At 65.8% G+C, this 24,384-nt stretch carries 21 protein-coding genes; 13 read left to right on the top strand and 8 right to left on the bottom strand.

Going from position 1 to position 24,384, the window contains the following annotated elements; translation table 11 throughout:
• Positions 1 to 112: 112 nt before the first annotated feature.
• The 4 genes from FO044_RS07710 to FO044_RS07695 are packed head-to-tail and all read left to right on the top strand — an operon-like array spanning position 113 to position 2,614.
• The gene (locus FO044_RS07710) at positions 113 to 562 is read left to right on the top strand and encodes a hypothetical protein (protein WP_244945729.1); all 450 of its coding nucleotides are present in this window, start codon (positions 113 to 115) and stop codon (positions 560 to 562) included.
• Complete coding sequence (locus FO044_RS07705) at positions 559 to 933, top strand: BlaI/MecI/CopY family transcriptional regulator (RefSeq protein ID WP_235831554.1); 375 nt, start codon at positions 559 to 561, stop codon at positions 931 to 933. Before FO044_RS07710 ends, FO044_RS07705 begins: the two co-directional genes overlap by 4 nt.
• Complete coding sequence (locus tag FO044_RS07700; RefSeq protein WP_132994247.1) at positions 930 to 1,910, top strand: M56 family metallopeptidase; 981 nt, start codon at positions 930 to 932, stop codon at positions 1,908 to 1,910. Before FO044_RS07705 ends, FO044_RS07700 begins: the two co-directional genes overlap by 4 nt.
• Positions 1,907 to 2,614 (top strand): DsbA family protein, encoded by a 708-nt coding sequence (locus FO044_RS07695; protein WP_132994248.1) that lies wholly within the window; start codon positions 1,907 to 1,909, stop codon positions 2,612 to 2,614. The genes FO044_RS07700 and FO044_RS07695 overlap by 4 nt, the downstream gene beginning before the upstream one ends.
• Positions 2,615 to 2,616: 2 nt before the next feature.
• Here FO044_RS07695 and FO044_RS07690 read toward each other — a convergent pair whose 3' ends face one another.
• Positions 2,617 to 3,981, bottom strand: a complete 1,365-nt coding sequence (locus FO044_RS07690; RefSeq protein WP_132994249.1) for a cytochrome P450 — start codon at positions 3,979 to 3,981, stop codon at positions 2,617 to 2,619.
• A gap of 57 nt (positions 3,982 to 4,038) precedes the next feature.
• Between FO044_RS07690 and FO044_RS07685 the strand changes: the two genes are divergently transcribed.
• Positions 4,039 to 4,713 carry a TetR/AcrR family transcriptional regulator gene (locus tag FO044_RS07685; protein WP_132994250.1) on the top strand — a complete coding sequence of 225 codons (675 nt, stop codon included), beginning with the start codon at positions 4,039 to 4,041 and terminating at the stop codon, positions 4,711 to 4,713.
• 128 nt (positions 4,714 to 4,841) lie between these two features.
• Positions 4,842 to 7,652: an aconitate hydratase gene (acnA, locus tag FO044_RS07680; protein ID WP_132994251.1), complete on the top strand. Its 2,811-nt coding sequence runs from the start codon at positions 4,842 to 4,844 to the stop codon at positions 7,650 to 7,652.
• 17 nt (positions 7,653 to 7,669) lie between these two features.
• Here the strand turns inward: acnA and FO044_RS07675 are convergent, their stop codons facing one another.
• Positions 7,670 to 8,173, bottom strand: a complete 504-nt coding sequence (locus tag FO044_RS07675; protein ID WP_132994252.1) for a DUF309 domain-containing protein — start codon at positions 8,171 to 8,173, stop codon at positions 7,670 to 7,672.
• A 68-nt stretch (positions 8,174 to 8,241) separates the two neighbouring features.
• Here FO044_RS07675 and FO044_RS07670 point away from each other — a divergent pair, with 68 nt between their 5' ends.
• Entirely contained in the window at positions 8,242 to 9,105 is an 864-nt protein-coding gene (locus tag FO044_RS07670; RefSeq protein WP_132994253.1) for a TIGR03620 family F420-dependent LLM class oxidoreductase, read from the top strand.
• Between the two features lie 17 nt (positions 9,106 to 9,122).
• A complete protein-coding gene (egtB, locus tag FO044_RS07665) occupies positions 9,123 to 10,379 on the top strand; it encodes an ergothioneine biosynthesis protein EgtB (protein ID WP_132994254.1) in 1,257 nt (418 codons plus the stop codon).
• Between the two features lie 54 nt (positions 10,380 to 10,433).
• Here the strand turns inward: egtB and FO044_RS07660 are convergent, their stop codons facing one another.
• The 4 genes from FO044_RS07660 to FO044_RS07645 all read right to left on the bottom strand — a co-directional run bounded on the left by FO044_RS07660 (position 10,434) and on the right by FO044_RS07645 (position 13,977).
• A complete protein-coding gene (locus FO044_RS07660; protein WP_132994255.1) occupies positions 10,434 to 11,006 on the bottom strand; it encodes a dihydrofolate reductase family protein in 573 nt (190 codons plus the stop codon).
• 84 nt (positions 11,007 to 11,090) lie between these two features.
• Entirely contained in the window at positions 11,091 to 11,714 is a 624-nt protein-coding gene (locus tag FO044_RS07655; RefSeq protein WP_132994256.1) for a LutC/YkgG family protein, read from the bottom strand.
• Positions 11,711 to 13,225, bottom strand: a complete 1,515-nt coding sequence (locus tag FO044_RS07650; protein WP_132994257.1) for a LutB/LldF family L-lactate oxidation iron-sulfur protein — start codon at positions 13,223 to 13,225, stop codon at positions 11,711 to 11,713. Before FO044_RS07650 ends, FO044_RS07655 begins: the two co-directional genes overlap by 4 nt.
• Positions 13,222 to 13,977: a (Fe-S)-binding protein gene (locus FO044_RS07645; protein ID WP_132994397.1), complete on the bottom strand. Its 756-nt coding sequence runs from the start codon at positions 13,975 to 13,977 to the stop codon at positions 13,222 to 13,224. Before FO044_RS07645 ends, FO044_RS07650 begins: the two co-directional genes overlap by 4 nt.
• 197 nt (positions 13,978 to 14,174) lie before the next feature.
• Here FO044_RS07645 and FO044_RS07640 point away from each other — a divergent pair, with 197 nt between their 5' ends.
• Positions 14,175 to 15,842 (top strand): L-lactate permease, encoded by a 1,668-nt coding sequence (locus tag FO044_RS07640; RefSeq protein ID WP_132994258.1) that lies wholly within the window; start codon positions 14,175 to 14,177, stop codon positions 15,840 to 15,842.
• An 84-nt stretch (positions 15,843 to 15,926) separates the two neighbouring features.
• Entirely contained in the window at positions 15,927 to 16,697 is a 771-nt protein-coding gene (locus FO044_RS07635; RefSeq protein ID WP_143965467.1) for an alpha/beta hydrolase family protein, read from the top strand.
• A 15-nt stretch (positions 16,698 to 16,712) separates the two neighbouring features.
• On the opposite strand, the gene FO044_RS07630 is transcribed toward FO044_RS07635, so the two are convergent.
• Complete coding sequence (locus tag FO044_RS07630) at positions 16,713 to 17,903, bottom strand: MFS transporter (protein ID WP_235831555.1); 1,191 nt, start codon at positions 17,901 to 17,903, stop codon at positions 16,713 to 16,715.
• A 12-nt stretch (positions 17,904 to 17,915) separates the two neighbouring features.
• Positions 17,916 to 18,152 carry a CDGSH iron-sulfur domain-containing protein gene (locus FO044_RS07625; RefSeq protein ID WP_132994260.1) on the bottom strand — a complete coding sequence of 79 codons (237 nt, stop codon included), beginning with the start codon at positions 18,150 to 18,152 and terminating at the stop codon, positions 17,916 to 17,918.
• 90 nt (positions 18,153 to 18,242) lie between these two features.
• Between FO044_RS07625 and FO044_RS07620 the strand changes: the two genes are divergently transcribed.
• From FO044_RS07620 to FO044_RS07610, 3 genes are read left to right on the top strand one after another with little or no spacing between them, the layout of a single operon-like run.
• Positions 18,243 to 19,241 (top strand): iron-containing redox enzyme family protein, encoded by a 999-nt coding sequence (locus tag FO044_RS07620; protein WP_132994261.1) that lies wholly within the window; start codon positions 18,243 to 18,245, stop codon positions 19,239 to 19,241.
• The gene (locus FO044_RS07615; protein ID WP_132994262.1) at positions 19,241 to 19,969 is read left to right on the top strand and encodes a HemK2/MTQ2 family protein methyltransferase; all 729 of its coding nucleotides are present in this window, start codon (positions 19,241 to 19,243) and stop codon (positions 19,967 to 19,969) included. Before FO044_RS07620 ends, FO044_RS07615 begins: the two co-directional genes overlap by 1 nt.
• A 2-nt stretch (positions 19,970 to 19,971) precedes the next feature.
• Positions 19,972 to 24,258, top strand: a complete 4,287-nt coding sequence (locus FO044_RS07610) for a non-ribosomal peptide synthetase (RefSeq protein WP_132994263.1) — start codon at positions 19,972 to 19,974, stop codon at positions 24,256 to 24,258.
• Positions 24,259 to 24,384: the final 126 nt, after the last annotated feature.

The raw sequence follows: 24,384 nt of genomic DNA, 5'->3' as shown, positions 1-24,384 counted from the left end.
AGAATCGTGCATACTCGTGGCCATGGTCTTCTCGGCAGAAACCTCGCGGGCGGTCCGCGACTCGCCGCGGCTCGTGTCGCGTGCGATACGCACCGCAACATTTCGCCAAGCAGTGACCGCCGTGACAGTGGCAGGCGTCGTCGGAGTCCTCATCGGGTGGGTGACGGTACTGATCCCGAACACCGTCTTCGGCCGTGACATCGCACCCGTCGCCTGGAATTACCCGGTTCTCGTCGCGACGGCGATTCTGTCCGGCCTGCTAGCCGCCACCTACGTGCGAACCGACTCGGCCGGGCCGGCACCGGGCGACGATGATTCCGCGGGCGCACGCTCGGGCAGGTTGGGCGCACTCGGAGCCGTGGCCTCCTGGTTCGCGGTGGGCTGCCCGGTCTGCAACAAGTTCGCACTCCTGGCGTTCGGGTACACGGGGGCGCAGACATGGTTCGCGCCCTTTCAGCCGCTGCTTGCCGCACTCGGCCTGGGTCTGCTCTGGATCGGACTCGCGATCCGCCTGCAGAATCAAGAACGCTGCATGGTCCCCGCAGAATGGAGCTCGCCGTGACCGATGGTCAGCCCGTGCGACTCGGTCCACTCGAACAACAGGTGATGGACATCCTGTGGGACGGTGGCCCGTCGACCATCCGACAGATCATCGACGCGCTGCCGAACGCCGCCGCGTATACGACGATCGCGACCGTCCTGCGGAACCTGGAACGCAAGAAGCTGGTCGGCGCACAGCGCAGGCGCCGTTCGGTCCAGTATCGCCCGCGCTACAGCCGCGACGTGCACACCGCGAACCTGATGAACCAGGCTCTGGCGTCGAGCAAGGACCGGGCGGCGTCGATCCTGCACTTCGTCGACGGAATCTCCGACGATGACGCCGCGCTGCTTCGCGAGTACCTGACACGCGCTCACCCCGAGGACCGCGCGTGAGCCCGTCGATCCTTCCAGTGCTGCTCGTCGTGGCACTGCTGACCACAGCGCTCAGCGGACCGCGAATGGTCCGCGCGGCCGCGCCTGCGCTCACACGATCTCCGCGGGCCGCGGTCGCGATCCTGGCCGGAGGCGTCGCCGTATGGTCGATCGCATTCATGGCGATGGGACCGCTGACCGCATGGATGGTGACCGGAAAGGGCGGCGGCGACTCCGCAGGGATCTGCCGCCGATGTCTCGAATCGTCGAATCCCTGGGCCGAACCCGTCTTTCACACCGGTATACCCACGACCGTGCTGATGTCCGGCCCCGCCTTACTCGTCGCCGTCGCGGTCATGGCCGTGATGATGCGCGCGGTCCCCGGTGCGATCGCCACCCGACGAAGTGCCGCACGTGTTCGCGCGCGGGCGCACACCGAGATCGTCCGCGGACACCGCGTCCTCGTCACTTCAGACGTCCATCCGCAGGCCTACGCGCTGTCCCGGCGGCACGGTGGGATCGTGGTGAGCGCCGGGGCCCTCGACGCACTCGAACCGGAAGAGCTCGATGCGGTTCTCGCCCACGAAGCAGCGCACCTTCATCAGCGTCACCACCTCATCGCGATGCTGAGCAATCACATCGCGCATGTGCTGCGGCCGATCCCGCTCATTCACGCTGTCGCATCTGCCATCCCGCTGTACCTGGAGGTGGCCGCCGACAATGCGGCTCGTGAGCAGACAGGAACCCGTGCGCTGGTGACCGCGCTGCTCCGCCTGGCGAGAGACGAACCTGATGAGGCGTCGACGCCGACGCTGTCGCCCGGTGCCGCACTCCACGCGGTCGGCCCGCACCGCATCCGCACGCTGGTCGGCTGCGAGACGTCACCCCGCAGCCATGCGACGGTGATCGCGACGTCTGTGCAAAGTGCTGTGCTCGTCGCGCTCAGCGCCGCAGTCGTCCTCCCCTGGCTCGCCGCGATGACGAGTGGTTGCGCATGATCCAGCCGACGAATCGCCGATCGATTCTGATCGTCGCGGCGGCCATCGCGGTCGCCGTCCTGGCGGTGCTTCTCGCCACGCAGTTGCGGGAGCCGTCGGCGGCTGAGGACACGGCTTCGCCGACGGTGATGAACGTCAACACCGGCACTGCCGGGGACGTGCCACGACGCAGCACGGACGATCCCCTCGTACTCGGAGACGATACGGCGCCGGTCACGATGGTCGTCTTCGGTGACTTCACGTGCGAGTACTGCGTGCACTTCGCGACGCAGCTCCAACCGAAGATCATCGACGAGTACGTGAAGCCCGGTCGGCTGCGGATCGAATGGCGTGACGCTCCCACCTCCGGTCCAGCGGCGCGGTTGGCGGCCCGCGCGGGCCGGGCCGCCGCCGGGCAAGACAGGTTCTGGCCTATGCACGACGCGATCATGCACGCACAGGCCGCGAACCACGCGCAGCTGACCGCGGATGCACTCGTTCGTCTCGCCGGCGACTCGGGCGTGGACGATCTGGAGAAGTTCCGTGACGAGATGACGGGCGCCGACTTCGATGCCGAGATCGACTCCGATCTCACGTTGGCGCAACGGCTGTTCATCCCGCCGTCGCCCGCCTACTGGATCGACGGGTCTCCCCTGCTCGGCGGCTACCCGCTATGGGCGTTCGAGAACGCGATCGACGGGAAGCTCAAGCTCGGCGCACCCTGACGTCACCGGGGAGTCAGTGTCAGTTGCAGGCGCTTCGGGAGCGCGGTCAGGCGTTCTACCGTGCGAAGCTCGTGGTCCGGCGATGTCTGGATGTCGTAGCGCCGCAGGATCGATGCGAGCACGAGGACCGATTCGTGAATCGCGAACTGCCGCCCGATGCACGAACGCATCCCGGTGCCGAACGGCTTGTACAGATGCCCGGGTCTCGACCGCACTGCGGCGGGAAGGAACCGGCTCGGGTCGAACTCATCGACGTTGCCGCCCCACAGCGGATCCCGGTGCAGGCGCCCGGTGAGAACGAGGAACCACTCCCCTGCGCGCACGGGGTGTCCGTTGGTCAGTTCGGTATCGGCGATGGCGCGCCGAAAGTACGCGGGCACGGTCGGATGAAGCCGCAGTGTCTCGTCGAATATGCGGCGGACAAGGCGGAGCTTGGGAACCTGAGCGAACTCGAGCCGGTCCGACTGGCCCCATATCCCATCGATCTCCGCCCGTGCCGCGTCGGCCAGATCGGGACGTTGCGCGAGGTGATGTAGGGCGAACGACAATGCGCCTGCCGTGGTTTCGTGTCCGGCGATGAGGAACGTGATCAGCTGATACCGGATGTTGAGGTCGTCGAGGGACTGCGTGCCGTTCGGTCCCGGCGAGAGCATCAGATCGAGCAGATCGCCGTCCGCGGCGCCCATGCCCCGGCGTTCGGCGATGATGGTGTCGGCGATTCGATTGAGGTGTCCGGCATGCCATTCCGTTCGTTTTCGGGCGACGGTGTCTATCGACCGCGGCAGCCACGTTCGGCGCAGGAACGATTCGATCAGACTGCCCTTGAGGAGTCCGACCATGTGGGTGACGAACGGATGTCTGCGGGGTGCGTCCGCAGTGAAACTCTCGAACGTGTAGCCGGCGACGGACCGGGCGATGGACTCCAGCGCGACCCGCGTCATGTCGGCCGGAACGTCAACAGCGTCGCCGATTCGGCTGTCCCACTTGCGGGTCAGCTCGTCGATCACGTCGAGCATGATCGGGTGGTACGTGTGCATCGCGCGCTGACTGAACGCCGGCATGAGCAACTCGTGGGCGGTCCGCCACGCCGGGTCCTCACTCTCCGCGGTGAACAGTCCATTGCCCGCTGCCGGTCGCAGGCCGACCAGTTCGGGGCCGACGTGTTTGGTGAAACGTGCGTCGTCGTTGATCTCGGCTACCAGGTCCGCCCCTGAGACCACGACGTACCGCGCGCCCAGCAGCGACGTCTCGAAGATCGGGCCGGTCTGTACCGCCGTCCTCGCCAGACTGGTCAACGGCGCGCTCGGTGACTGGTCGAGGACATCGCCGATCACCGGCAATCGGTGCGCGGGGTGCGGAAGTGACATGCGAGCCCTTAGTGGACGTGTGTGTACTAGCTCTCAATCTTCGCTACTGTCGGATACGTGTCAAGTAGTGATCACGGAGTCCAGCGTCGGCGGTTATCGCCGGACCAGCGTCGGGCCGAGTTGATCGGCGTCGGCATCGAGCAATTCACGACTTCCACGTACGACGACGTGCGGATGGATGAAGTCGCGCGGGCCGCGTCGGTGTCACGCGCGCTGCTGTACCGCTACTTTCCCGACAAGCGCACTCTGTTCATCGCCGTGGTGGACGAGGTGTCCGACAGGATGCTCGAGAAGACGGCCGCCGGTATCGACCCCATGGCGACCCCGTTCCAGCAGGCGCGAGCCGCGGTCCTGGGGTACCTGGAGGCATACGAGCAGTACCCGACCGTTGCCCGGGCGATCTTCAGTGACACCGTCGCTTCCGATCCGCGAATGGTCGAACGCGACCACGCGGAGCGTCAGCAGCTCTCCTCGATAGTCGTCCGGCAGATCGAGTCCATCAATGGACGACGACTTGACCCTCCCGACGACCGCCGCCTGTCCATGGTGGCCACCGCGTGGATGGGCTTCATCGAGCAGGCGATCCACGACTGGGTGCACGATCCGGTTCTCGATCGCGCGGTGATCGCTGATACCTGCGCAGATGTGCTGCTGGACGCCGTCGTGCGGATCCCCGGCATCTCGGACTCGGCGAAGCGGACGATGATCGCCCGCGACGTCGAACCCCGCTGACCCCGGTTCGCGCTGTACCGCATCTAATCTGAACCCGTCCGCGTACGGTCAGAAGTAGTCGTCACGATCACACGGCTTCTGAGCCCCTTCCGAGGCCGCGTGCGCTAGGCGGAAGGTGGACACTCGCGATGAACTCGAACAGTTTCAATGCGCAGGACCGGCTCGAGGTGAGCGGGAAGTCGTACGAGATCTACCGTCTCGACCGGATCGACGGATCATCCCGGCTTCCGTACAGCCTCAAGGTCCTCCTGGAGAACCTGCTCCGCAACGAGGACGGGCAACTGGTGACCGACGCGCAGATCAGAGCCGTGCGGGACTGGGATCCAGTATCGGAGCACAACCCCGAGATCCAGTACACCCCGGCACGCGTCCTCATGCAGGACTTCACCGGTGTCCCGTGCGTCGTCGACTTGGTCGCAATGCGCGACGCAATGACCGCTCTGGACGGCGATCCGGCGAAGATCAATCCGCAGATCCCAGCAGAACTCGTCATCGATCACTCGGTCATCGCCGACGCATTCGCCAGGCCGGACGCGTTCGGCATCAACGCGGAGCTGGAGTTCGAACGCAACAAGGAGCGGTACCAGCTGCTGCGCTGGGGACAGCAGTCCTTCGATGACTTCCTGGTGGTTCCCCCCGATACCGGAATCTGCCACCAAGTGAACCTCGAGTATCTGGCGCGCGTCGTCTTCACCCGCGAGCGTGACGGCGTTACCCAGGCTTACCCGGACACCCTCGTCGGCACGGATTCCCACACCCCGATGGTGAACGGCATCGGGGTGCTCGGGTGGGGCGTCGGCGGTATCGAGGCGGAAGCCGCCTTGCTCGGCCAGCCGATGAGCATGCTCATACCCCAGGTAGTCGGGATCAAGCTCAGCGGCGAACTACGTGAAGGCACTACCGCGACCGATCTCGTCCTCACCGTGGCCGAACTGCTGCGCGGCATCGGCGTGGTCGGAAAATTCGTCGAGTTCTTCGGACCGGGCGTCGCCAACGTGCCGTTGGCGACCCGCGCCACCATCGGCAACATGAGCCCCGAGTACGGATCCACTGCGACGATGTTCCCGGTAGACGCCGAGACGGTCGACTATCTGCGTCTGACCGGACGCGACGAGCATCAGATCCAGCTCGTCGAGGCCTACGCACGGGAGCAGGGGCTGTGGCACGATCCGGACCAGGTTCCCGACTTCTCGCGCGTGGTCGACCTTGACCTCGCCTCGGTCGAGCCGTCGATCGCCGGGCCTACTCGTCCTCAGGATCGGATCCGGCTCGGCGACGCTCCTCGAACGGTGCTGGGCCTGCTCAACGAGAGTTCGAGTCGATCGCGTTCCGGTAGCGGCGGGGTCGACAACGCGTCCGCCAGTTCGTTCCCGGCGAGTGATCCCATCTCGCTGGGGTCCGGAGACGGCGATGACCTGCCGCCGCGCACGATGTCGGACGACCAGCTCACTGCGAACGCGCAGCTCGGCTGGCCCAGCGATCCGGCTGACGTCGTCATCGACGGTACGAAGGCGATCGTCGACCACGGCGACGTCGTCATCGCAGCGATAACCTCGTGCACCAACACGTCGAATCCGTCAGTGATGCTCGGTGCCGGGTTGCTGGCGAAGAAGGCCGTCGAGCGTGGACTGCGCACACGACCGTGGGTCAAGACCACCCTTGCGCCGGGATCGCGCGTCGTCACCGACTACTTCGAACGATCGGGACTCACTCCGTATCTGGACGAACTCGGATTCAATCTGGTGGGCTACGGCTGCACCACGTGTATCGGGAACTCGGGTCCGCTGATCTCCGAGGTGAGTCAGGCTGTCGGCGACAAGGACCTGAACGTCTCGGCAGTGCTGTCGGGCAACCGCAACTTCGAGGGCCGCATCCATCCCGAAGTGAAGATGAACTTCCTCGCTTCTCCTCCCCTGGTGATCGCGTACGCGCTCGCCGGCAGTCTGCACACCGACCTGCTGTCCGAGCCTCTCGGCGCCAACGCCGACGGTGAGGACATCTACCTGCGTGACATCTGGCCGACGGATGAGGAGATCAAGCAGGCGGTCGACGAGAACGTCGAGGCGCGGATGTTCACCGACGGTTACTCGGATGTCTATGCGGGCGACGACAATTGGCGCGGTATGAACGTCCCGGAAGGCGCCGTCTACGACTGGGACGACGCATCGACGTATATCCGGCGGCCACCGTACTTCGACGGCATGTCTCACGAGCCCGAGCCCGTTGCGGACATCGCGGCCGCGCGGGTACTGGTGAAGTTGGGCGATTCGGTCACTACCGACCACATCTCCCCCGCTGGAGCGATCAAGACCGACAGCCCCGCAGGCCGCTACCTCGCGAACAAAGGCGTCGACCGAACGAGCTTCAACTCCTACGGCTCCCGTCGGGGGAACCACGATGTGATGATCCGCGGGACATTCGCCAACGTGCGACTACGCAACGAACTCGTGCCGGGAGTGGAGGGCGGCTTCACCACGAAGTGGCCCGAGAACGACCAGACGACGATCTACGACGCGGCGATGGCGTATCAGGAGCAGGGCGTTCCGCTGCTCGTGATCGCCGGAACGGACTACGGGTCGGGCTCGTCGCGTGACTGGGCCGCGAAGGGAACACGCCTGTTGGGCGTGCGCGCAGTGATCGCGAAGTCGTTCGAGCGCATCCACCGATCGAACCTCATCGGAATGGGTGTGCTGCCCCTGCAGTTCCACGATGGCGAGGATGCTGAGTCGCTGAGTCTGGACGGCGATGAGATCTATTCGGTCTCCGGGATCACCTCTGGAGAAGGTCTCGCCGATGAAGTCACGGTGACCGTCGAGAAGGACGGCCGGAGCCGCGAGTTCACGGCGACCGTCCGGATCGATACCCCGGCCGAGGCCGCCTACTACCTCAACGATGGGATCCTGCCCTACGTGCTGCGGAAACTGCTGGCCGACGCCTGACCCGGCACCCCAACGGGTCACCGTCCATTCGGTGGGGCCACGAGACGTGGTTTCAACCGACCAGGTTCGAGATCGACGCCTCGGCGCAGCTCAGCGCTCAGCTCGTCGGCGTAGGAGATCAGTCCGGCGGCGTCGATTCCGTACGGGACGGGGCCCTCGTGGAGTCCGATCCGCCTGGTGGCGCGTTCGAGCAGTGAAAGCGCGCCCTTGGGGTTGCCGCGCTGAACGTGTGTGACGCCGACTGCGAGCTGCGCCAGGCCCTGCCACAGCATGCGCTCGTCGTCGGGGCAACTCTTCCACGCGCCTTCGAGGACCTCGTGTGCGTTGAAGGCGAGTCCTCGATCGAGCAGTTCCTGCGCCCAGGTCAGCGATTCAGCCGGCGGGAGGTCCAGATCCTCGGGAATGCGTTCGACTCCGACGCTGCCTGGCGGGAGTGGACGTCCGAGTTCATCGCGGGGGCGAGCGTTCCGTGCACGGCCGGCCTCGTCACGATCACGGTCGTTGCCGTTCGAGGTGCGCATGCGTCCATCGTCGCATCCTGCGACTGAAGGCGGTCGTATGCTGCCGAGTCGGCGGGTAGCGTCGGGTCATGACTCAACGACGCGTCAGTGTGTGGCAACCATTCTTCCTCGCGGGTGACAGTCGGACGGCAGTCGTCGACGCTGCGCGCGAACTCGAGGGGCTCGGGTACTCCAGAATCTGGTCGTCGGGCGGCTTCGGATCCCGTGTGCCGCCACGATTCCGGGAGATCCTGGACGGGACTTCGCGCATCGAGGTCGCCACCGGAATCCTGAGTATCTGGCACACGCCGGTCGCCGAGGCCGTCGCGTTCACCGATGACGCGACGCGCGTGCACCCGGGACGTTTCCTGCTCGGTCTGGGAACCAGCCATGCCGCACTGGTCGAGGGCGATGGAACCGACTACCGCAAGCCGTACTCGAAGATGGTCGAGTACGTGGCGGCTCTAGACGCCGCCGGGCAGTCTCCCGAGCAACGAGTGCTCGCTGCCTTGGGGCCGCGGATGCTCGAACTGGCACGCACTAGTTCGGCCGGCGCGCACCCGTACTTCACCACCGTGCCGCACACCGCACAGGCGCGTGAAGCGCTCGGGTCGGGTGCACTGCTGGCACCGGAAGTCGCCGTGGTCCTCGACGAGGACCCGGCTACTGCGCGCGCCACGGCCCGGCAGTACACGACCGGCTACCTGGCTATGCCGAACTACACCAACAACTTGCGTCGATTCGGATGGACGGATGCGGACTTCGCAGACGGTGGAAGTGACAGCCTCATCGATGCGCTCATCCCGTGGGGTTCGATCGACCGGGTCACGGCCGGCATCGAAGCGCATTACGATGCCGGTGCGGACGAGGTCGCGATCCAGGTTCTCAACGGTGGCGATGCTGCGAACTTCCCTGCCGAGGCGTTCCGGACGCTGGCGACCGCGTTGATCTGATCGCGGAGGTTCGCCACATGAGCACCTCAGCGTCCGACTCGACGAGTGCCGACTCCGACCTGTGGCATCGGTTTCATGACGTGCGCACGTTGACCGATGCTCTGACCTCCAGGCTGTCCGCAGAGGACCAGACCCCGCAGTCGATGACCGAGGCCAGCCCCGCGAAATGGCACCGGGCGCATGCCACCTGGTTCTTCGAGGAGTTCGTCCTTCGGCGGACCCCGGACTACATCGCCTACGACGAGACCTACCGCTACCTGTTCAACAGCTATTACGAGGCAGTCGGTGATCGGCATCCACGACCGGACCGTGGACTGGTCACCCGTCCCGGAGTCGACGACATCGCCGAGTACCGGCACCACGTCGATACGGCGATGAACGGCGCACTGTCCCGAGGGACGCTCGACGACGAGGCCCTCGAACTCGTGGAACTGGGGTGCAATCACGAGCAGCAACATCAGGAACTCCTCCTGATGGACATCAAGCACCTGTTCTCGACGGTTCCGCTCACTCCGGGGCCGGTGTACGTCGACCGCGAGCCGGACGCGCCGCAGGCGTGCCGACCACTCTCCTGGCACCCGGTGGAGGGTGGTATCGCGCGCATCGGAGCAACGGGTCCGGGCTTCGCCTACGACAACGAGGGCCCGCAGCACCGTGTGTTCCTCGAGGACTTCGAGATCGCGTCACGTCCCGTGACGAACGCCGACTGGATGCAGTTCGTCGCCGATGACGGATACCGGCGACCGGAACTATGGCTTTCCGACGGTTGGGCGCACATCGGTCAGGCTCGATGGCGTGCCCCCGGCTACTGGCATCCCGACGGTGACGGGGTGTGGACCACTTTCACGTTGTCCGGCCGTCGGCCCGTGGTGCCCGACGAGCCGGTGGTGCACGTGTCGTTCTACGAGGCGGACGCATATGCCCGATGGGCGGGCGCACGCCTGCCGACGGAGTTCGAGTGGGAGGTTGCGGCGGCGCAGTTCGGGGCTGATCGTGGCGAGCTTCTCGATCCGAACCGATGCCATCCGCGGTCTGCCGGGACGGCGATGGTCGGAGACGTGTGGGAGTGGACGGCCAGCGCCTACCTCCCCTACCCGGGGTTCATTCCGGCGAACGGCGCCGTCGGTGAGTACAACGGAAAGTTCATGAGCGACCACCATGTGCTGCGCGGTGCGTCCGCCGTCACGCCGCGCGGGCATGAGCGGACCACGTACCGGAACTTCTTCCCGGCGAGATCCCGTTGGGCGTTCTCGGGTCTGCGGCTCGCCCGGTGAACGTGGCCGAACCGTGCAGTGCGGAGATCCTCGCCTCGGCGCGACGTTCGCTCGTCAGGTGGTGGCGGATGAGTTCCCGGTGTGCGATTGGTATCTCATGCATGCGACGCCGTTGCTGAATGCCAGGTGATCGACGAGCTCCAGGGTGGGGATCTCATGACCTTCCGGGAAGAGCGCGCGTCCTCGCCCCTGCACCACCGGGTAGATGAAGAGCCGGTACTCGTCGACGAGACCTGCGGCGATCAGGTCGTGGCAGAGCGAGATGCTGCCGGTCGCGACCATGTCACGGCCGGGCTGCTGCTTGATGCGTCCGACCTCGTCGATGACGTCGCCGGTGAGGATCGTCGAGTTGACCCAGCCCGGATCGGTCAGCGTTGAGGTCGCGACGTACTTGGCGACCTGATTGAGTTGGTTCGTCACTCCGGTCTCGTCGTCCGTCTGCGCAGGCCAGTACCCACGAAAACTCTCGAATGTGCGGCGCCCGAGTAGGACCGCGTCGCAGGTCGAATCCTGCCGGTGCAGCTCCTCGAGCACGTCCGGCGTCTGGTCAGCGGGATCGAACCAGTCGCCGAGCATCTCCACTCGGCCGTCCACGGTGATGTTCTGCGTGATTACCAATCTCGTCATCGTGCTCCCCTATCGTGGCTCCGTCGGTCAAGGGTGAATCCCCTTGTATGTACAGACCGGTGACGATCGCGAAAGTGATCGGTCTCAGCGCACGATCACCACGTGCAGATTTCGGGGGCCGTGGACGCCTTCGACACGTTGGAGCTCGATGTCGGAGGTGGCGGACGGTCCGCTGATCATGGTGGTCGGACGCTCCGGTACGAGGCGCGTGAGCGCCTCCGGAACATTCACTTCCACAGCCGACAGATCCACGACGCAGACGTGCAGGTCCGGTACGAGGGTCAACGCTCGGCGCCCTTGGTCCGGGCTCCCGTCGAGGAAGATGGTGCCGGTCTCAGCGCAGGCCACCCGGGAGCCTGTCACCACACCGTCGAGTGAATCGAGTTGCGGAGCCGACACACACGGTGAGTCGACCACCACTTCCCCATCGAAGTCCGCGATCCACCCGTCGTCCAGGCCTGCAGGGACGCCCACACGCTTGCATCCCGCTTCCCGGAGAACGCGCGCGACCGTCGCGGGAAGCTCTGCGGCTTCGCACGGATGAACCGTCGCCTTGTAGTCCACCAGACGGTCGGTCAGCAGCTCTTCCAGTTCGCCCTTCGGCATCGCGCGTCCGGTGCGGTACTCACGCGGGATCTCCTGCTGCACAGGAGGTGCCAACGCCAGTGCGTCGCGGATACGTCCGAGGATCACGTCCCGGGAGCTCATTCGTGTGCCTGTCTGCGTGCGTCGGCGATCTCGCGCTGCCCCTCTGCGGAACCCCACCACTGGCGAAACGTCTGCTTCGGAGGCTTCGGGATGTCCCGAGCGTCGGTCCAGCCGCTCAGCGGTGGCGGTAACGCCGAAATCTTGCCCTTCTTACCTGCGATCAGGCGACCCAGTCCCGCCGCCTTCTGCGCCACGGTGAACTTCCCGGACGACGACATCGCAATGGACGCCGCCCGCATCGCTGCAGCCTCGGATCCGAACGCCGCCTGTTCCACCTTCTGGTGCCGCAGCTCGACGAGCAGCGACGGGATGTCGATCTTGACGGGACACGCGTCGAAGCAGGCGCCGCACAGGCTGGAGGCGAACGGTAACGACGAGTTGGGGTCGTGACTGCCGTGCATGCCCGCCAACTGAGGGGTGAGGACCGCACCGATCGGTCCTGGATAGGTCGACCCGTATGCGTGGCCACCGGTGCGCTCGTATACCGGGCACACGTTGAGGCACGCCGAACAGCGGATGCAGTTGAGGGCCTCCCGGCCGATCTTGTCGGCGAGTGCCGCAGTTCGGCCGTTATCGAGCAGGACGAGGTGGAAGCTCTGCGGTCCGTCCTCGGGTGTGACGCCCGTCCACATCGACGTGTAGGGGTTCATCCGCTCGCCCGTCGACGAGCGCGGCAGCAACTGCAGGAACACCTCCAGATCGGCGTACGTCGGAATGATCTTCTCGATGCCCATCACGGTGATGAGCGTCTGCGGCATGGTCAGGCACATCCGGCCGTTGCCCTCGGACTCGACGACGCCCAGAGTGCCGGTCTCCGCGATGCCGAAGTTGGTGCCGGAGATGGCGACCGGCGTAGTCATGAACTTGTGGCGGAGGAACCGTCTGGCCGCCGCCGCGAGGCTCGCCGGATCGTCGTCCAAGTGGGGATCGACGTCGGCCATCTCGTTGAGGAAGATCTCGCGAATCTCCGATCGGTTCCGGTGAATCGCCGGAACGAGGATGTGCGACGGGGTGTCGTGACCGAGCTGGACGATCAACTCGGCCAGATCGGTCTCGTACGCGCGAATCCCCTCCGACTCGAGATGTTCGTTGAGTCCGATCTCCTGAGTCGCCATCGACTTGACCTTGATGACTTCCTCGGAGCCCGTCTCGCGGACCAGACCGGCCACGATCTCGTTGGCCTCAACGGCGTCCTGCGCCCAGTGCACGACGCCGCCCCGGGCGGTCACTGCAGCCTCGAACTGCTCTAGCAGCTCAGGAAGCCGGTTCATCACGTCGGTCTTGATCGCCGATCCTGAGTCGCGCAACTGCTCCCAGTCGGGTAGTTCGCCGGTGACCTGCAGCCGCTTCTCGCGGATCGTATGCGTGGCGTTACTGATGTTGCGCCGCAACTGGGAGTTCGCGAGCTCGTGGTGGGCAGCGTCCGGAAAGCTCTCGCTGCCCCGTAGATTGCCTGCACCCTCCGGGGCGCGCGGCGGAAACGCGGGCGAAGGCAATGCCACCCGGGTCATGCGGTCGCTCCGGCATGATCCTCGACAGATGCCAGAATTTCGGCGAGATGAACGGTCTGCGTGCCCATCTGCAGCCGTGTCATTCCCCCACCGATGTGCATGAGGCACGATGAGTCACTTGCACAACAGTATTCCGCACTGGTGCCGCTGATGTTTCGGATCTTGTCGGCGAGCATGGCGGTCGATGTCTCCGCGTTCTTCAACGCGAACGTGCCACCGAATCCGCAGCATGAGTCGGCTTCCGGCAACTCCACAAGGTCGATGTCGCGGACCGCGCGTAACAACTGCAACGGCTTCTCTCCCACCCGGAGCATCCTCAACGAATGGCACGTGGGATGGTAGGTGACCCGGTGCGGATAGTAGGCCCCTACGTCGGTCACGCCGAGCACGTCGACCAGTAGTTCGGAGAGCTCGTAGGTCTTGGCTTTGAGGGTTTCCACCTGCCCGCACAGTCTCGGTGTTCCGTACCGGGACGCAACGACTTCGTGCTGGTGGCGCACCGAGCCGACGCACGACCCGGAGGGTACGACGACAGCGTCGATCGATTCGTCGCCGAAGCTCTCGACGTAGTTCTCCACCAGCGGAAGTGCGTCCGGCTGATACCCGGTATTCACGTGCATCTGACCGCAGCAGGTCTGACCGGGTGGGAACACCACTTCGTGCCCGAGCCGGGTAAGAAGTAAGGCCGTCGACTTGACCGCGTTAGGAAACATCGTGTCGCCGATACATGTGGCGAACAGGGCGATTCGCATGCAACAACTCCGAGATCGTCGGGAATCACTCCACGGTAACGCCGGACCGAACCGGCACGCCCGATATTCGGCAACACCTGCGGCGCTCGGTACGCCGGGGCGTATTGTGATCTCGGTCATATCGGCGTCATGGCAGTCCGACCACCGGTATCGGTGCCTGCTAGCCGCACCCCTGCGTCCGGATCCAGGTGTTTCACATGGCAGGAACTGCACTCGCAACGACGTTCGCGCCCTCGACCGACGCGGTCGCGGGGAACCTCACCGCATCGGCGCTCGTCGGGATCATCCCGTTGCTGACCTTCTTCATCCTGCTGGCTGGATTCAAACTCAAAGCCTGGTACTCCGGCCTCGGAGCGCTCGCAGTGGCGATCGTCGTTGCGATCTTCGCATTCGACATGCCGGTCTCGCTCACCGCGTTGTCGGCGGCTCAAGGAATCATCTTCGGCCTCTTCCCAGTGATGTGGATCGTCGTTGCGGCGATCTGGTTCTACGAGCTCACGGTGGTGAGCGGTCGCTTCGAGGACCTCCGTCGGGTGTTCAACTCGATCGGCCGCGGGGATATCCGCGTGCAGGCCATGCTGATCGCATTCTGCTTCGGCGGCATGCTCGAAGCCCTCGCCGGATTCGGCGCCCCCATCGCGATCACCGGTGCCATGCTGATCGCTCTGGGCATGCCTCCGCTTCGCGCAGCCGTCACCGTGCTGGTGGCGAATACCGCCCCAGTCGCCTTCGGCGCCATGGCGATTCCGATCACGACCGCCGGGAGCCTCACCGGAATCCCAGCTACCGAGATCGCGGCTACGGTCGGGCGTCAGACACCACTGCTCGCGCTGTTCGTGCCGCTGCTGTTGCTGTTCCTGGTGGACGGTAAGCGCGGACTTCGGCAGGCGTGGCCGATAGCGCTAGTGACCGGGGTGGTCTTCGCGATCGCGCAATTCTGGTGCTCGAGTCACTTCTCGTACGAGTTGACCGACGTCGTCGCCTCCCTCGCCGGATTGGCCGCCGCCATTGTGATGCTCCAGTTCTGGCACCCATCGACACCGGACGACCAGTTGTCACAGGTGGAACCCGAGCGACTGAGTAAGTCTCGAGTGGGCCTCGCACTGTTCCCGTACCTGCTCGTCATCATCGTCTTCGGCGTCGCCAAGCTGTGGACCATCGGATTCGACCTGCCGTCCTGGCTCGACGGCACGGATCGCACCGTGGAGTGGCCCGGCCTTTACGGAAACCTGGTCACCGGTGACGGCAGTCCGTCTGAGAGTGCGATCTACAAGTTCTCATGGCTCTCGAACCCCGGGACCCTGCTTCTGATCTGCGGCGTGCTCGTTGCGTTGGTGTACACCGTGTTCACGCATTCCGGTCGATTCCCGATGAGCATCGGGAGGGGCGTGACGGCGTTCGGCGCGACCGTCGCGAAGATGTGGCTGGCGATCGCCACCGTTGCGACTGTCCTCGGACTGAGCTATGTGATGAATCAATCCGGGCAGACGGTCGCCATCGGCACCTGGTTGGCCGGCACGGGTACGGTTTTCGCCTTCTTCTCGCCGATTCTCGGCTGGATGGGAACCGCAGTGACGGGCTCCGACACGTCCTCGAACGCATTGTTCGCGAAACTGCAGCAGGCGGCAGGACACACCGCCGGTATCGACCCGACGCTGCTGGTCGCCGCCAACACCTCCGGCGGCGTCGTCGGCAAACTCGTGAGTCCGCAGAATCTGACCATTGCGGCGACGGCGGTGGGACAACCGGGCTCTGAGCCGATTCTGCTGCGCAAGGTCATCGGCTACAGCGCGGTGATGCTGCTGCTCCTCTGCACCCTGGTGTACCTCCAGTCCACGCCGATCCTCTCGTGGATTCTGCCGTGATGGTGTGTCACGGATTTCGCCGGCGTGACGGTGGATGCGTACGCAACCGGCGTATTCGATCGATTCCGGTCGTACTGTGTGGGCATGGCTGATGACGTGGAGAACCCAGACGCCTCGATGCGATACGGATCGAGTGCATCGAACATCGCGGATGTCTTCGAACCGGCCGAGCCGACGGACTCGCTGGTGCTGCTTCTGCACGGAGGCTTCTGGGACGCGCCCGACCGGTTTCGAACGTGGGCTGCCGGGCATGCGCTGGCTGCTGCCGGACATCTGACCGCATCGGTCGGCTACCGGCACGGCGCAGGTGGCTGGGCATCGGCGTTCGACGACGTCGTCACCGCGATCGACCAGATTCAATTGAGTGGGCGGGAGTGGACCCTCCACAACGAGGCCCCGCGCACCATCACCCTTGTCGGTCACTCCGCGGGCGGGCATCTCGCGTTGTGGGCGGCGAGCCGGTCGAGCCTGCCCGGTGGTGCCCGGTGGAAGACCGAGAACTTGCAGGTTACGGGAGTCGTCGCTCTAGCTCCCATCGCCGATCTCGCCCGTGCTGCCGACTTGGACATCGCAGACGGGGCTGTCGAGCGATTCATCGGCGGAACGCCGACAGAGGTCCCCGATGCGTATTCGATGGCCGACCCAGCCCAGCTCAGTCCGGCGATTCCGGTTCGCCTTCTCCACGGGGCGGATGACGACATCGTGCCCGTCGAACTGTCCGAACGGTACGCGCAGAAGGCCGGTTCCAAGGCCACCCTGGACGTGGTCGACGGGGTGGGCAACGCAGAGTGGGGCGACCCGTCCTCGGATGCCTGGCAGCGGCTGACCGCCGCGATCGACGAGGTGACCCGCTAGCGGCATTCGGCCGGCTCAGCTCTCGGTCGGCTCGCGCGACATGCACACCACGACCACCAGTGCGACGGCCGCCGCTAGCACGGCTAGGGCGATACCTGAGTGCAGCGCTGCGACGACTGCACCGGACGCCAACCCGACTTGCTGGGTCGTACCCAGAGCCGCTGCCCCTCCCAGTGGGCGCGATGTCGCCACCATCAGCGCTCGATCGTTGACGATCGGGAAGACGACTCCGATGCCGAGCCCGACCGGAACAGTCGCACCGATCAGCGCCAGCGGCGTATCCGGGACCACGGCGATGCCGGCGCATCCGACTGCGAGGGCGATGCCGCCGAGAGTCAGAAGCCTCCCCGATCGGCCGGAGTGGGACCGCCCGACGATCACCGCGCCCGCCGCGGCCGCGGCGTTGAGTGCGAGAAAGGCCAGCCCCGTCGACATCGGGGTCCATCCGTGATCCTGCTGAAGCGCGAAACTCGCCGTGATCACGGTGGCACTCAGCACGGCATTGGCCGCGACCACCGAGACGAAAGTGCGAACCGCGCCCGGGCGTCCGAGACCCGCTGCGCCATGCGCGACCGACGTGCTCTGGTCCGTGACCGCGCGCGTTTCCGCAGCTGCGCCGCCGACCGCACCTCGGATGGCCCGCCATCCCAGCGCGCAGACCATGGCGGCTGACCCCACGGCCCAGAAGCACCACCGCCAGGAGGCAGTCGCGATGGGTGCCGCGATGAGCAGAGCTGCCATCGCCCCGGCCCCGGAGAGCACCGAGAAGATCGCGAAGTCACGGGTCCGGCGGGACGAGTGCATCGTGACCAGGTGCAGGGAGGCCAGTACGCACGTCGTCGCCACCGCAGCTGTGGCGCCCTGCGCGGCTCGCGCTGCCACCAGCCAGGCGACCGACGGCGCGAGTGCTCCGGCCGCCGCACTCACGGCGAAGGCGACCGCTGCCGGCCCGACGGCGCGGCGCGGGTCCAGCCCACGTAGTGCGAGGGCAGTCAGCGGAAGCAGCATCACGAACGCCGCGGCGAACGGCGTGATGAGCAGGTGTCGGATCTCGTCGCCGGTGGCGAACTCGTGTGCCACCTGCGGGCCGAGGAGAGCGATCGCCGTCTCGTCGACCACGATCACGAACTGGACGGCGGCCAGAACGGGGACCGCGAACCGTATCGTGCCGTTGCGGGTCGGAGGTGTCGGTCGGTTACCGATCACTGTGTGATGCACTCACCCATTGCCGTCACCTCGGTCATTGCGTCGCAATTTATGCGATCCGTCGCACATCGGCGAAATGGTGGATCTGCCGCAGCGACAGAATGCGACGGTCTGGCGGCGAGGAGTAAACTCTGTACCATCACCGTTGAGCACTGAGATCGGCCCGCGAACCAGTAATGGTCCACCCGGGCACGGAATTACCGAAACGTCCGGACTCGCCGGATCGTGATCGCGAGAGTGGGAGGTCATGTGTCCTCTTTTCCTGCACAGCTGGACGATTCGACGATCGGATCAAGTCTACTGATCGAGAATGACGCGGCCAATGTCACTGAGCCGCGGATGCCGATGCCGACGCCACGGGGCCCGGTGAGCGGATGCCTGATCGCAGCGCTCGAGGACCCACTCCGGTCCCGCGACGACCTCCATCTCGCTGTTGACGACGCGGTCACCGCAACCGTCGACATTCTCGCCGACGACGACCTCCAGCTGGCGCTCACACTCCTGTACGAACTGCATCTTCGTGGAATCGAAGGGATCGACGACGCCGCGGAATGGGACGTCGACCTGCTTGCGGTGCGTGCTCAGATCGAGCAGCACGTCGGCGCTGCGCTGGACGACCTCGTCGGTTCGGTGGACGATCCCGGCGACGTGACGCAGGCGTTGTTCCGGACCGGCGAATCGTCCGACGGCCCGCCGCTCGCGAAGTACATGGCGCGTTCGGCGACCATCGAGCAGTTCCGCGAGGTCGTCATTCATCGCTCCCTGAATCAGCTTCGAGAAGCCGACGTGCACACGTTCGCTATTCCGCGTTTACACGGACGTGCGAAAGCCGGACTGATCGAAGTGCAGATGGACGAATACGGTGGTGGCCGACTCGATTACATGCACGCGACGCTGTATGCCGCACTCATGCGCGGTCTCGGATTGAATTCGGAGTACGCCCATTATCTGAATGCGATTCCGGTTCGGACACTGACCGCGGTGAACGTTCTCTCGTACTTCGGATTGCATCGCTCGCGAATTCACGAGTTGATCGGGCATCTGTGCGTAGTGGAAATGACTTCGGCGATCCCCAGCCGCGAGTACAGTCGCGGCCTCCGTCGCCTCGGAATCGGCGCGGACGCGCGCATCTTCTTCGACGAGCACGTCGAGGCGGATTCGGTCCACGAACAGCTCATCGTTCGCGAGGTCGCAGGCACGCTCGGCACAACTCCGGAGGCACGGATCGGTCTCTTGCGCGGTGCCCTCATCTGCAGCGCGGTGGAGGGACTCGCGACGCGCCACATCTGGGACTCATGGGAGGACGGCCGGTCATCGCTGATACCCGTGGACGCGTGATGCTGGCGAAAGGCGCTTCAGCTGCGACCGCGTCCACCGATCAGATCCTCGCCCAGGTGCCGATCGAACGGCCCAGGATCGCCGTCAAAGCCGGCGTCTACGCGCCGGCCGTCGATTCGGCGATGCTGTGCCGACGCACTGTCGCCGAGGTGCTGGCGTCCCCCATCGAGCATCCCCGGGTGATCGAGTTGTGCGCCGGCAGCGGTATCGCTTCGGTGTACGCCGCCCGCGCAGGTGCGCGGGTCACGGCCGTCGACGACGCACGCGGCGCCATCGAAACGGTGAAGGCGAATGCGTCGGCCAACGGCGTCTCGATCGACGTCGTGGACGCAGACGTAGGCGTGCTGCCCGCGCTCGCGCCCGCCGATCTGGTCATCACCAATCCGCCTTACGTTCCGGCTCCGGACAGCGCGACAGACGGGCACGCCTGGAATGCCGGGCCCGACGGCAGGAAGGTCGTCGACGCGGTCATCTCTCGACTACCGCAGCTCGTGCGGCCGGGTGGAGTGGTGATCATCGTCCACTCCACCGTGACCGGGACCGAGCGGACACTGGCGGATCTGCGCGCTCTCGGGTTCGACACGGCGATCTCCGACGAGGAATCGCTCGAGTTCGGGCCGGTCATGACAGGTCGAGCGCGCTGGCTCGAAGACCAGGGGTTGATCGAAGCAGGACAGCGCACGGAACGACTCGTCGCGATTCGGGCTGTGAGGGCGGGAGCCGAGTGAGCATGCGGCTGAACCGAGCTCAGCGCGCTCTCTGGTACGCACAGGCGGTACTCGGGGACGATATCCCCATCTCCATCGCTCAGTGCCTGGAGATCCGTGGCCGCGTGGACCCGCGTGCCATTGTGGATGTCGCAAACGAGGTCGCCGCCGACCTGGAAGTGTCCACAACGCGCGTGATCGTGGTGGATGGAGCACCACAGCTGCGGATCGACGACTCGGCGCAACCCGACATCGTCGAGATCATCTCCCTGACCGATAGCGCAAAACCGGTGGCGACCGTGGAATCGTGGATGGCGGCGGAGACTGCCGCTGCGATGCCATTGGACGGACCGTTGGTCCGGTCGGCACTCATCGAGGTGTCCGCCGATCACTGGATCTTCTACGCCCGTGCGCATCACATCCTGCTGGACGGCTTCGCCGCTGGACTGCTGATTCGACATGTGGCACATAGGTATTGCGTGACAGTCGGCGCCGACGCCGGGGCTCCTCCCCCCGCGCCCTCGTCGGTGCAGTCGATCCTCGATCACGAGGAACGGTATGCGGGGTCGCCCCGACAGGAGCGCGACCGGGCCCATTGGGCCGAGGCGCTCGCCGAGTTCGACGAGCCATTGCACCTCACCGACCGCGCCGCGGCCCCCTCATTGGATCGGCATGTGGCGACGACGGACCTGAAGGCGGCGACACTGGGCAGCGTGCAGACGGTCGCTGCCCGATCGGGTGTCCCCCCGGTCGCGGTTCTGGTGGCTGCGACAGCGATGCATCTCGCCAGAATCCGGGACCGACCGGTCATCCCCCTGACATTGGTCACCTCGGCGCGTACCACGGCGGCGTTGCGTGCTGCGGCCGGCACGATGTCGAATCTTCTGCCGATCGTGGTTCCGCGGGCGATGGACAGCACCGTCGACGATCATCTGCGCGCGGTGGCCGCACTGTTGTCCGGAGCGCTGAGGCATCAGCAGTTCCGGTATGAGGAGATGCTGACCGGCAGTGCGGGCAAGCGTGCCGGCTTCGCTGAACACGGGTTCCTCACGAGGCTGGGCCCAGTGGTCAACATCGCGCCGACACCGCCGTCCATCTCACTCGGCGCCGACACACAGGCGAGTTTCCGCGTTCTGTCGACCGGCCCGGTCAGCGACGTGAACGTCAACATCTATCCCGGGCACATCGGTGACCTCCGGGTCGAGGTGGAAGCCAACCCGCAGTGCCACTCCGTGGAGTCCGCAGAGTGGTTCCTCGCCGGCATCAACGAGTGCGTCGATGCTCTCGCCACTTCCGCGGAGTCGGCGACGATGACCGACCTCTCCCCCGGTGCGATCGCCTCACCGATCCGGAATCCCTCCACCGGGGAGCGTTCGACCCTCGCCGCCGAGTACCTCCGGCATCGCAGCAGTGACGAGCCCGCCGTGATCACAGCCACCGGGGTCCTCTCGTATCGCGAGATCGCCGATCGGGCCGCAGGGATCGCCGAGGCGCTGCGTACACGCGCGAACGGCGGTTCCACGGTCGCTGTCGTCGTCGAACGGTCGGCCCACAGCGTCGCTGCCGCGTGGGCTGTCTCGGCGGCGGGGATGTGCGTGGTGCCGATCGACCCGACACTGCCGGAGCGGCGGAAGGCGATGATCCTCGCCGACTGCGCCCCTGCGGCTGTGCTGACCGATGGTCCGCACACGTGGCCCGGTGCTATCGACCTGCGGACGATCGAACCCGTCGACGGTGCGCGGCTCACCATCGCCTGCGTGGCGGCCAATGCTCCGGCCTATCTCCTGTACACATCGGGAACGACGGGGAAGCCGAAGGGAGTCGTGGTGTCGCACAGCGGCATCGCCGACCTGATCGCCGAGGTAGATGAGCACTACGCGCTCGACCGCCGCAGCGTGGTCGCGCATTTCGCGTCGCCCGGGTTCGATACCGCGATCGTGGAGATGCTCGCCGCGGCGCACGTGGGTGCTGCCCTCGCTGTGGTTCCGACCGATGTCCGGGGTGGAAGGGAGCTAGCCGAGTTCCTGACCGAGCACTCGGTCAGCCATCTGCTGGTCACCCCGGCGGCCCTGGCGACCATTCCCGAAGACGAGGCCTCGACAGTCACTCATCTCATCGTCGGCGGCGATGTGTGCCCGGCGCCGTTGATTCGACGCTGGGCGAGGAGTCGTTCGGTGCGCTGCGCGTACGGTCCGACGGAGACCACCTGCAGTGTGGCCCTCACCGACGCCATCGCCGCTGATTCCGGCGAACCCACGGTGCCCTTGGGGCGTCCGATGCGCGGCGTGGATCTACTGGTGCTCGACCGCCGTCTTCGCCGGGTGCCGCCGGGTGGCGACGGTGACCTGTACGTGGCCGGTCCCAGTCTCGCGAACGGGATCCTCCATCAGCCGATCACGACCGCCATCCGATTCGTCGCGTGCCCGGATGGCAGCGGACGGCGCATGTACCGGACCGGCGATCGGGTGCGGCGCGGCGCCTCCGATGAGCTGTGGTTCCTGGGCCGAGACGACGACCAGGTGAAGGTCCGGGGCGTGCGCGTGGAGCCGTCCGAGGTCGACCGAGCGGTACTCGAAGTCGGAATGGTGAGCACGAGCGCGACAGTCGTTCACCGGACGGACCAGGGCGCACGACTGCACACTTACGTGGTCGCGCGTCCCGGTGTGGACGCGTCGACATTGCCTCACGGACTGCGGACCGCACTTCGCGGCATGGTCGGCCCCGCCTCGGTGCCCTCGGGAGTCACTGTCTTGGACGAGCTTCCGTTGACGGTGAACCGCAAAGTCGATCGGGGCAGGCTTCCAGCTCCCGCGGTGATCGAGCGAACCGGACAGCCGGGACCCGAAGACGACGATCAGGCCAGGACCGTCGCGGCCTTCGAATCCGCGCTGGGGATCAGCCCGATCGGCATCGACGACGATTTCTTCGACCTCGCCGGCGACTCGCTCACCGCTACGGCCGTGGCCGCAGAGACCGGTAGAGCGTTCGGCGCGCAGATCGGTGTGCGGGACGTCTTCACCGCAGCTACGCCGCGCGCGTTGGCGTTGCTGGCGACCCACCGTGGGCAGATGCAACCGTCAGCACCTGTGACGACGGAGTCCGGATGTGCACAGCGGGTCCCGATCGCGCCCGCGCAACGGAACGTGTTCTCACGGCGTGCCGGTGTGGATCATCTCGTCGCACTTCGCATCACGGTGCCGATGGCGCTCGATCGGGCCACGCTCGAAGCCGGGATCGGCGCATTGATCAGCCGACAGGCGATGCTTCGCAGTATCACGACCGACGACGGATTCTTCAGTATCGATCCGGATGCGGATCCGAGCCGGTGGTCGGTCGATGCGATAGACATCGCAACCCCGGATTGGGCACGTCGATTCGCACACCGGCCGATCCGGGTGGCGGAGCGCTACCCGTTCCGGATCGGCGTCGCTCCCGGTGACGGCGGTGCCACGCACATCGTTCTCTGTTTTCACCACCTCGCAGTCGACGGGGCATCCCTGCGTTTGCTGCTGTCCGAGCTGCTGCACCTCGACGCTCCTCCCCCGGCGCTCGGGTACGTCGACTACGCAGAGTTCGCGCGAGCGCGGGCGGAGGAGCGTCGCACGGCCGACATCGCATACTTCACACGGACGGTCGACACTGATCGATGTCTGGCCCTCGTGCCCGTCGACGATCGGCCGCAGGATTGGCGTCCCGCAGCAGCACGCTCCCGAATCGACCTGCCGACGGACGTCTGGTCCGAGGTTCAGAGTGCGGCGCATTTCCATCGGGTGCCGACCCTGACCGTGTTGCGATCGACGCTAGCGGAGGTCCTCGCCGCACGCACGGGCGACGAGGTGATCCACATCGGTGCGCTGACATCCGGTCGTGACGACGCGCGGTGGAGCGACGTGGTCGGCATGTTCGTGAACACCGTGTGCGTCGCTTGCAAGATCGGCGCCACTCGCAGCGAGACGATCGAAGCAGTACACGAGTCGGAGAACGACGCATTCGCCCATTCCGCAACTGCCTTCACCGACGTCGTCGACGGGCTCGGACCGCACGACTCCGACCGCCACCCGCTGTTCCAGGTGATGCTGACGGTCGATGAGCCGTACTCCTCGGTGGCCGCGTCCATGGGCTGGACGATCACTCCTCTGCCGGTCGACCTGGCGCATTGCGACCTTCACGTGTCGGTGGTTCCACCACTGGACGGTTCAGCCGGCAGCATCGAGATTCTCTATCCGGCGGCGATGTTCGAGTCGTCGATCATCCAGGGCATCCTCGACGAGATGCGCCGCGGTTTGATCGAGTCCAGCGTGCGCTCGTAGCCCCGGTCCAGGGGTCGTGCGGTCAGCTCGGTGCCAGGTCTTGCGAATGCAACGTGCCCGAGCCGGGGCACGTGCACAATCGAATCCGGACCGCGCCCGTTTCTCGGCGGCGGTTCGTGACCGAAT

This window comes from Gordonia zhaorongruii (assembly GCF_007559005.1).
GTDB lineage: Bacteria > Actinomycetota > Actinomycetes > Mycobacteriales > Mycobacteriaceae > Gordonia > Gordonia zhaorongruii.
Note: the sequence above shows the minus strand (reverse complement) of the source record. Positions and strands in the feature narration are given on the sequence as shown.

Excerpts from the sequence above, each read along its gene's own strand:
- FO044_RS07695 (WP_132994248.1), top strand. The coding sequence starts at position 1,907 with ATGATCCAGCCGACGAATCGCCGATCGATTCTGATCGTCGCGGCGGCC.
- FO044_RS07690 (WP_132994249.1), bottom strand. The coding sequence starts at position 3,981 with ATGTCACTTCCGCACCCCGCGCACCGATTGCCGGTGATCGGCGATGTC.
- acnA (WP_132994251.1), top strand. The coding sequence starts at position 4,842 with ATGAACTCGAACAGTTTCAATGCGCAGGACCGGCTCGAGGTGAGCGGG.
- FO044_RS07675 (WP_132994252.1), bottom strand. The coding sequence starts at position 8,173 with ATGCGCACCTCGAACGGCAACGACCGTGATCGTGACGAGGCCGGCCGT.
- FO044_RS07670 (WP_132994253.1), top strand. The coding sequence starts at position 8,242 with ATGACTCAACGACGCGTCAGTGTGTGGCAACCATTCTTCCTCGCGGGT.
- egtB (WP_132994254.1), top strand. The coding sequence starts at position 9,123 with ATGAGCACCTCAGCGTCCGACTCGACGAGTGCCGACTCCGACCTGTGG.
- FO044_RS07660 (WP_132994255.1), bottom strand. The coding sequence starts at position 11,006 with ATGACGAGATTGGTAATCACGCAGAACATCACCGTGGACGGCCGAGTG.
- FO044_RS07655 (WP_132994256.1), bottom strand. The coding sequence starts at position 11,714 with ATGAGCTCCCGGGACGTGATCCTCGGACGTATCCGCGACGCACTGGCG.
- FO044_RS07650 (WP_132994257.1), bottom strand. The coding sequence starts at position 13,225 with ATGACCCGGGTGGCATTGCCTTCGCCCGCGTTTCCGCCGCGCGCCCCG.
- FO044_RS07645 (WP_132994397.1), bottom strand. The coding sequence starts at position 13,977 with ATGCGAATCGCCCTGTTCGCCACATGTATCGGCGACACGATGTTTCCT.
- FO044_RS07640 (WP_132994258.1), top strand. The coding sequence starts at position 14,175 with ATGGCAGGAACTGCACTCGCAACGACGTTCGCGCCCTCGACCGACGCG.
- FO044_RS07635 (WP_143965467.1), top strand. The coding sequence starts at position 15,927 with ATGGCTGATGACGTGGAGAACCCAGACGCCTCGATGCGATACGGATCG.
- FO044_RS07625 (WP_132994260.1), bottom strand. The coding sequence starts at position 18,152 with ATGACCTCCCACTCTCGCGATCACGATCCGGCGAGTCCGGACGTTTCG.
- FO044_RS07620 (WP_132994261.1), top strand. The coding sequence starts at position 18,243 with ATGCCGATGCCGACGCCACGGGGCCCGGTGAGCGGATGCCTGATCGCA.
- FO044_RS07615 (WP_132994262.1), top strand. The coding sequence starts at position 19,241 with ATGCTGGCGAAAGGCGCTTCAGCTGCGACCGCGTCCACCGATCAGATC.
- FO044_RS07610 (WP_132994263.1), top strand. The coding sequence starts at position 19,972 with ATGCGGCTGAACCGAGCTCAGCGCGCTCTCTGGTACGCACAGGCGGTA.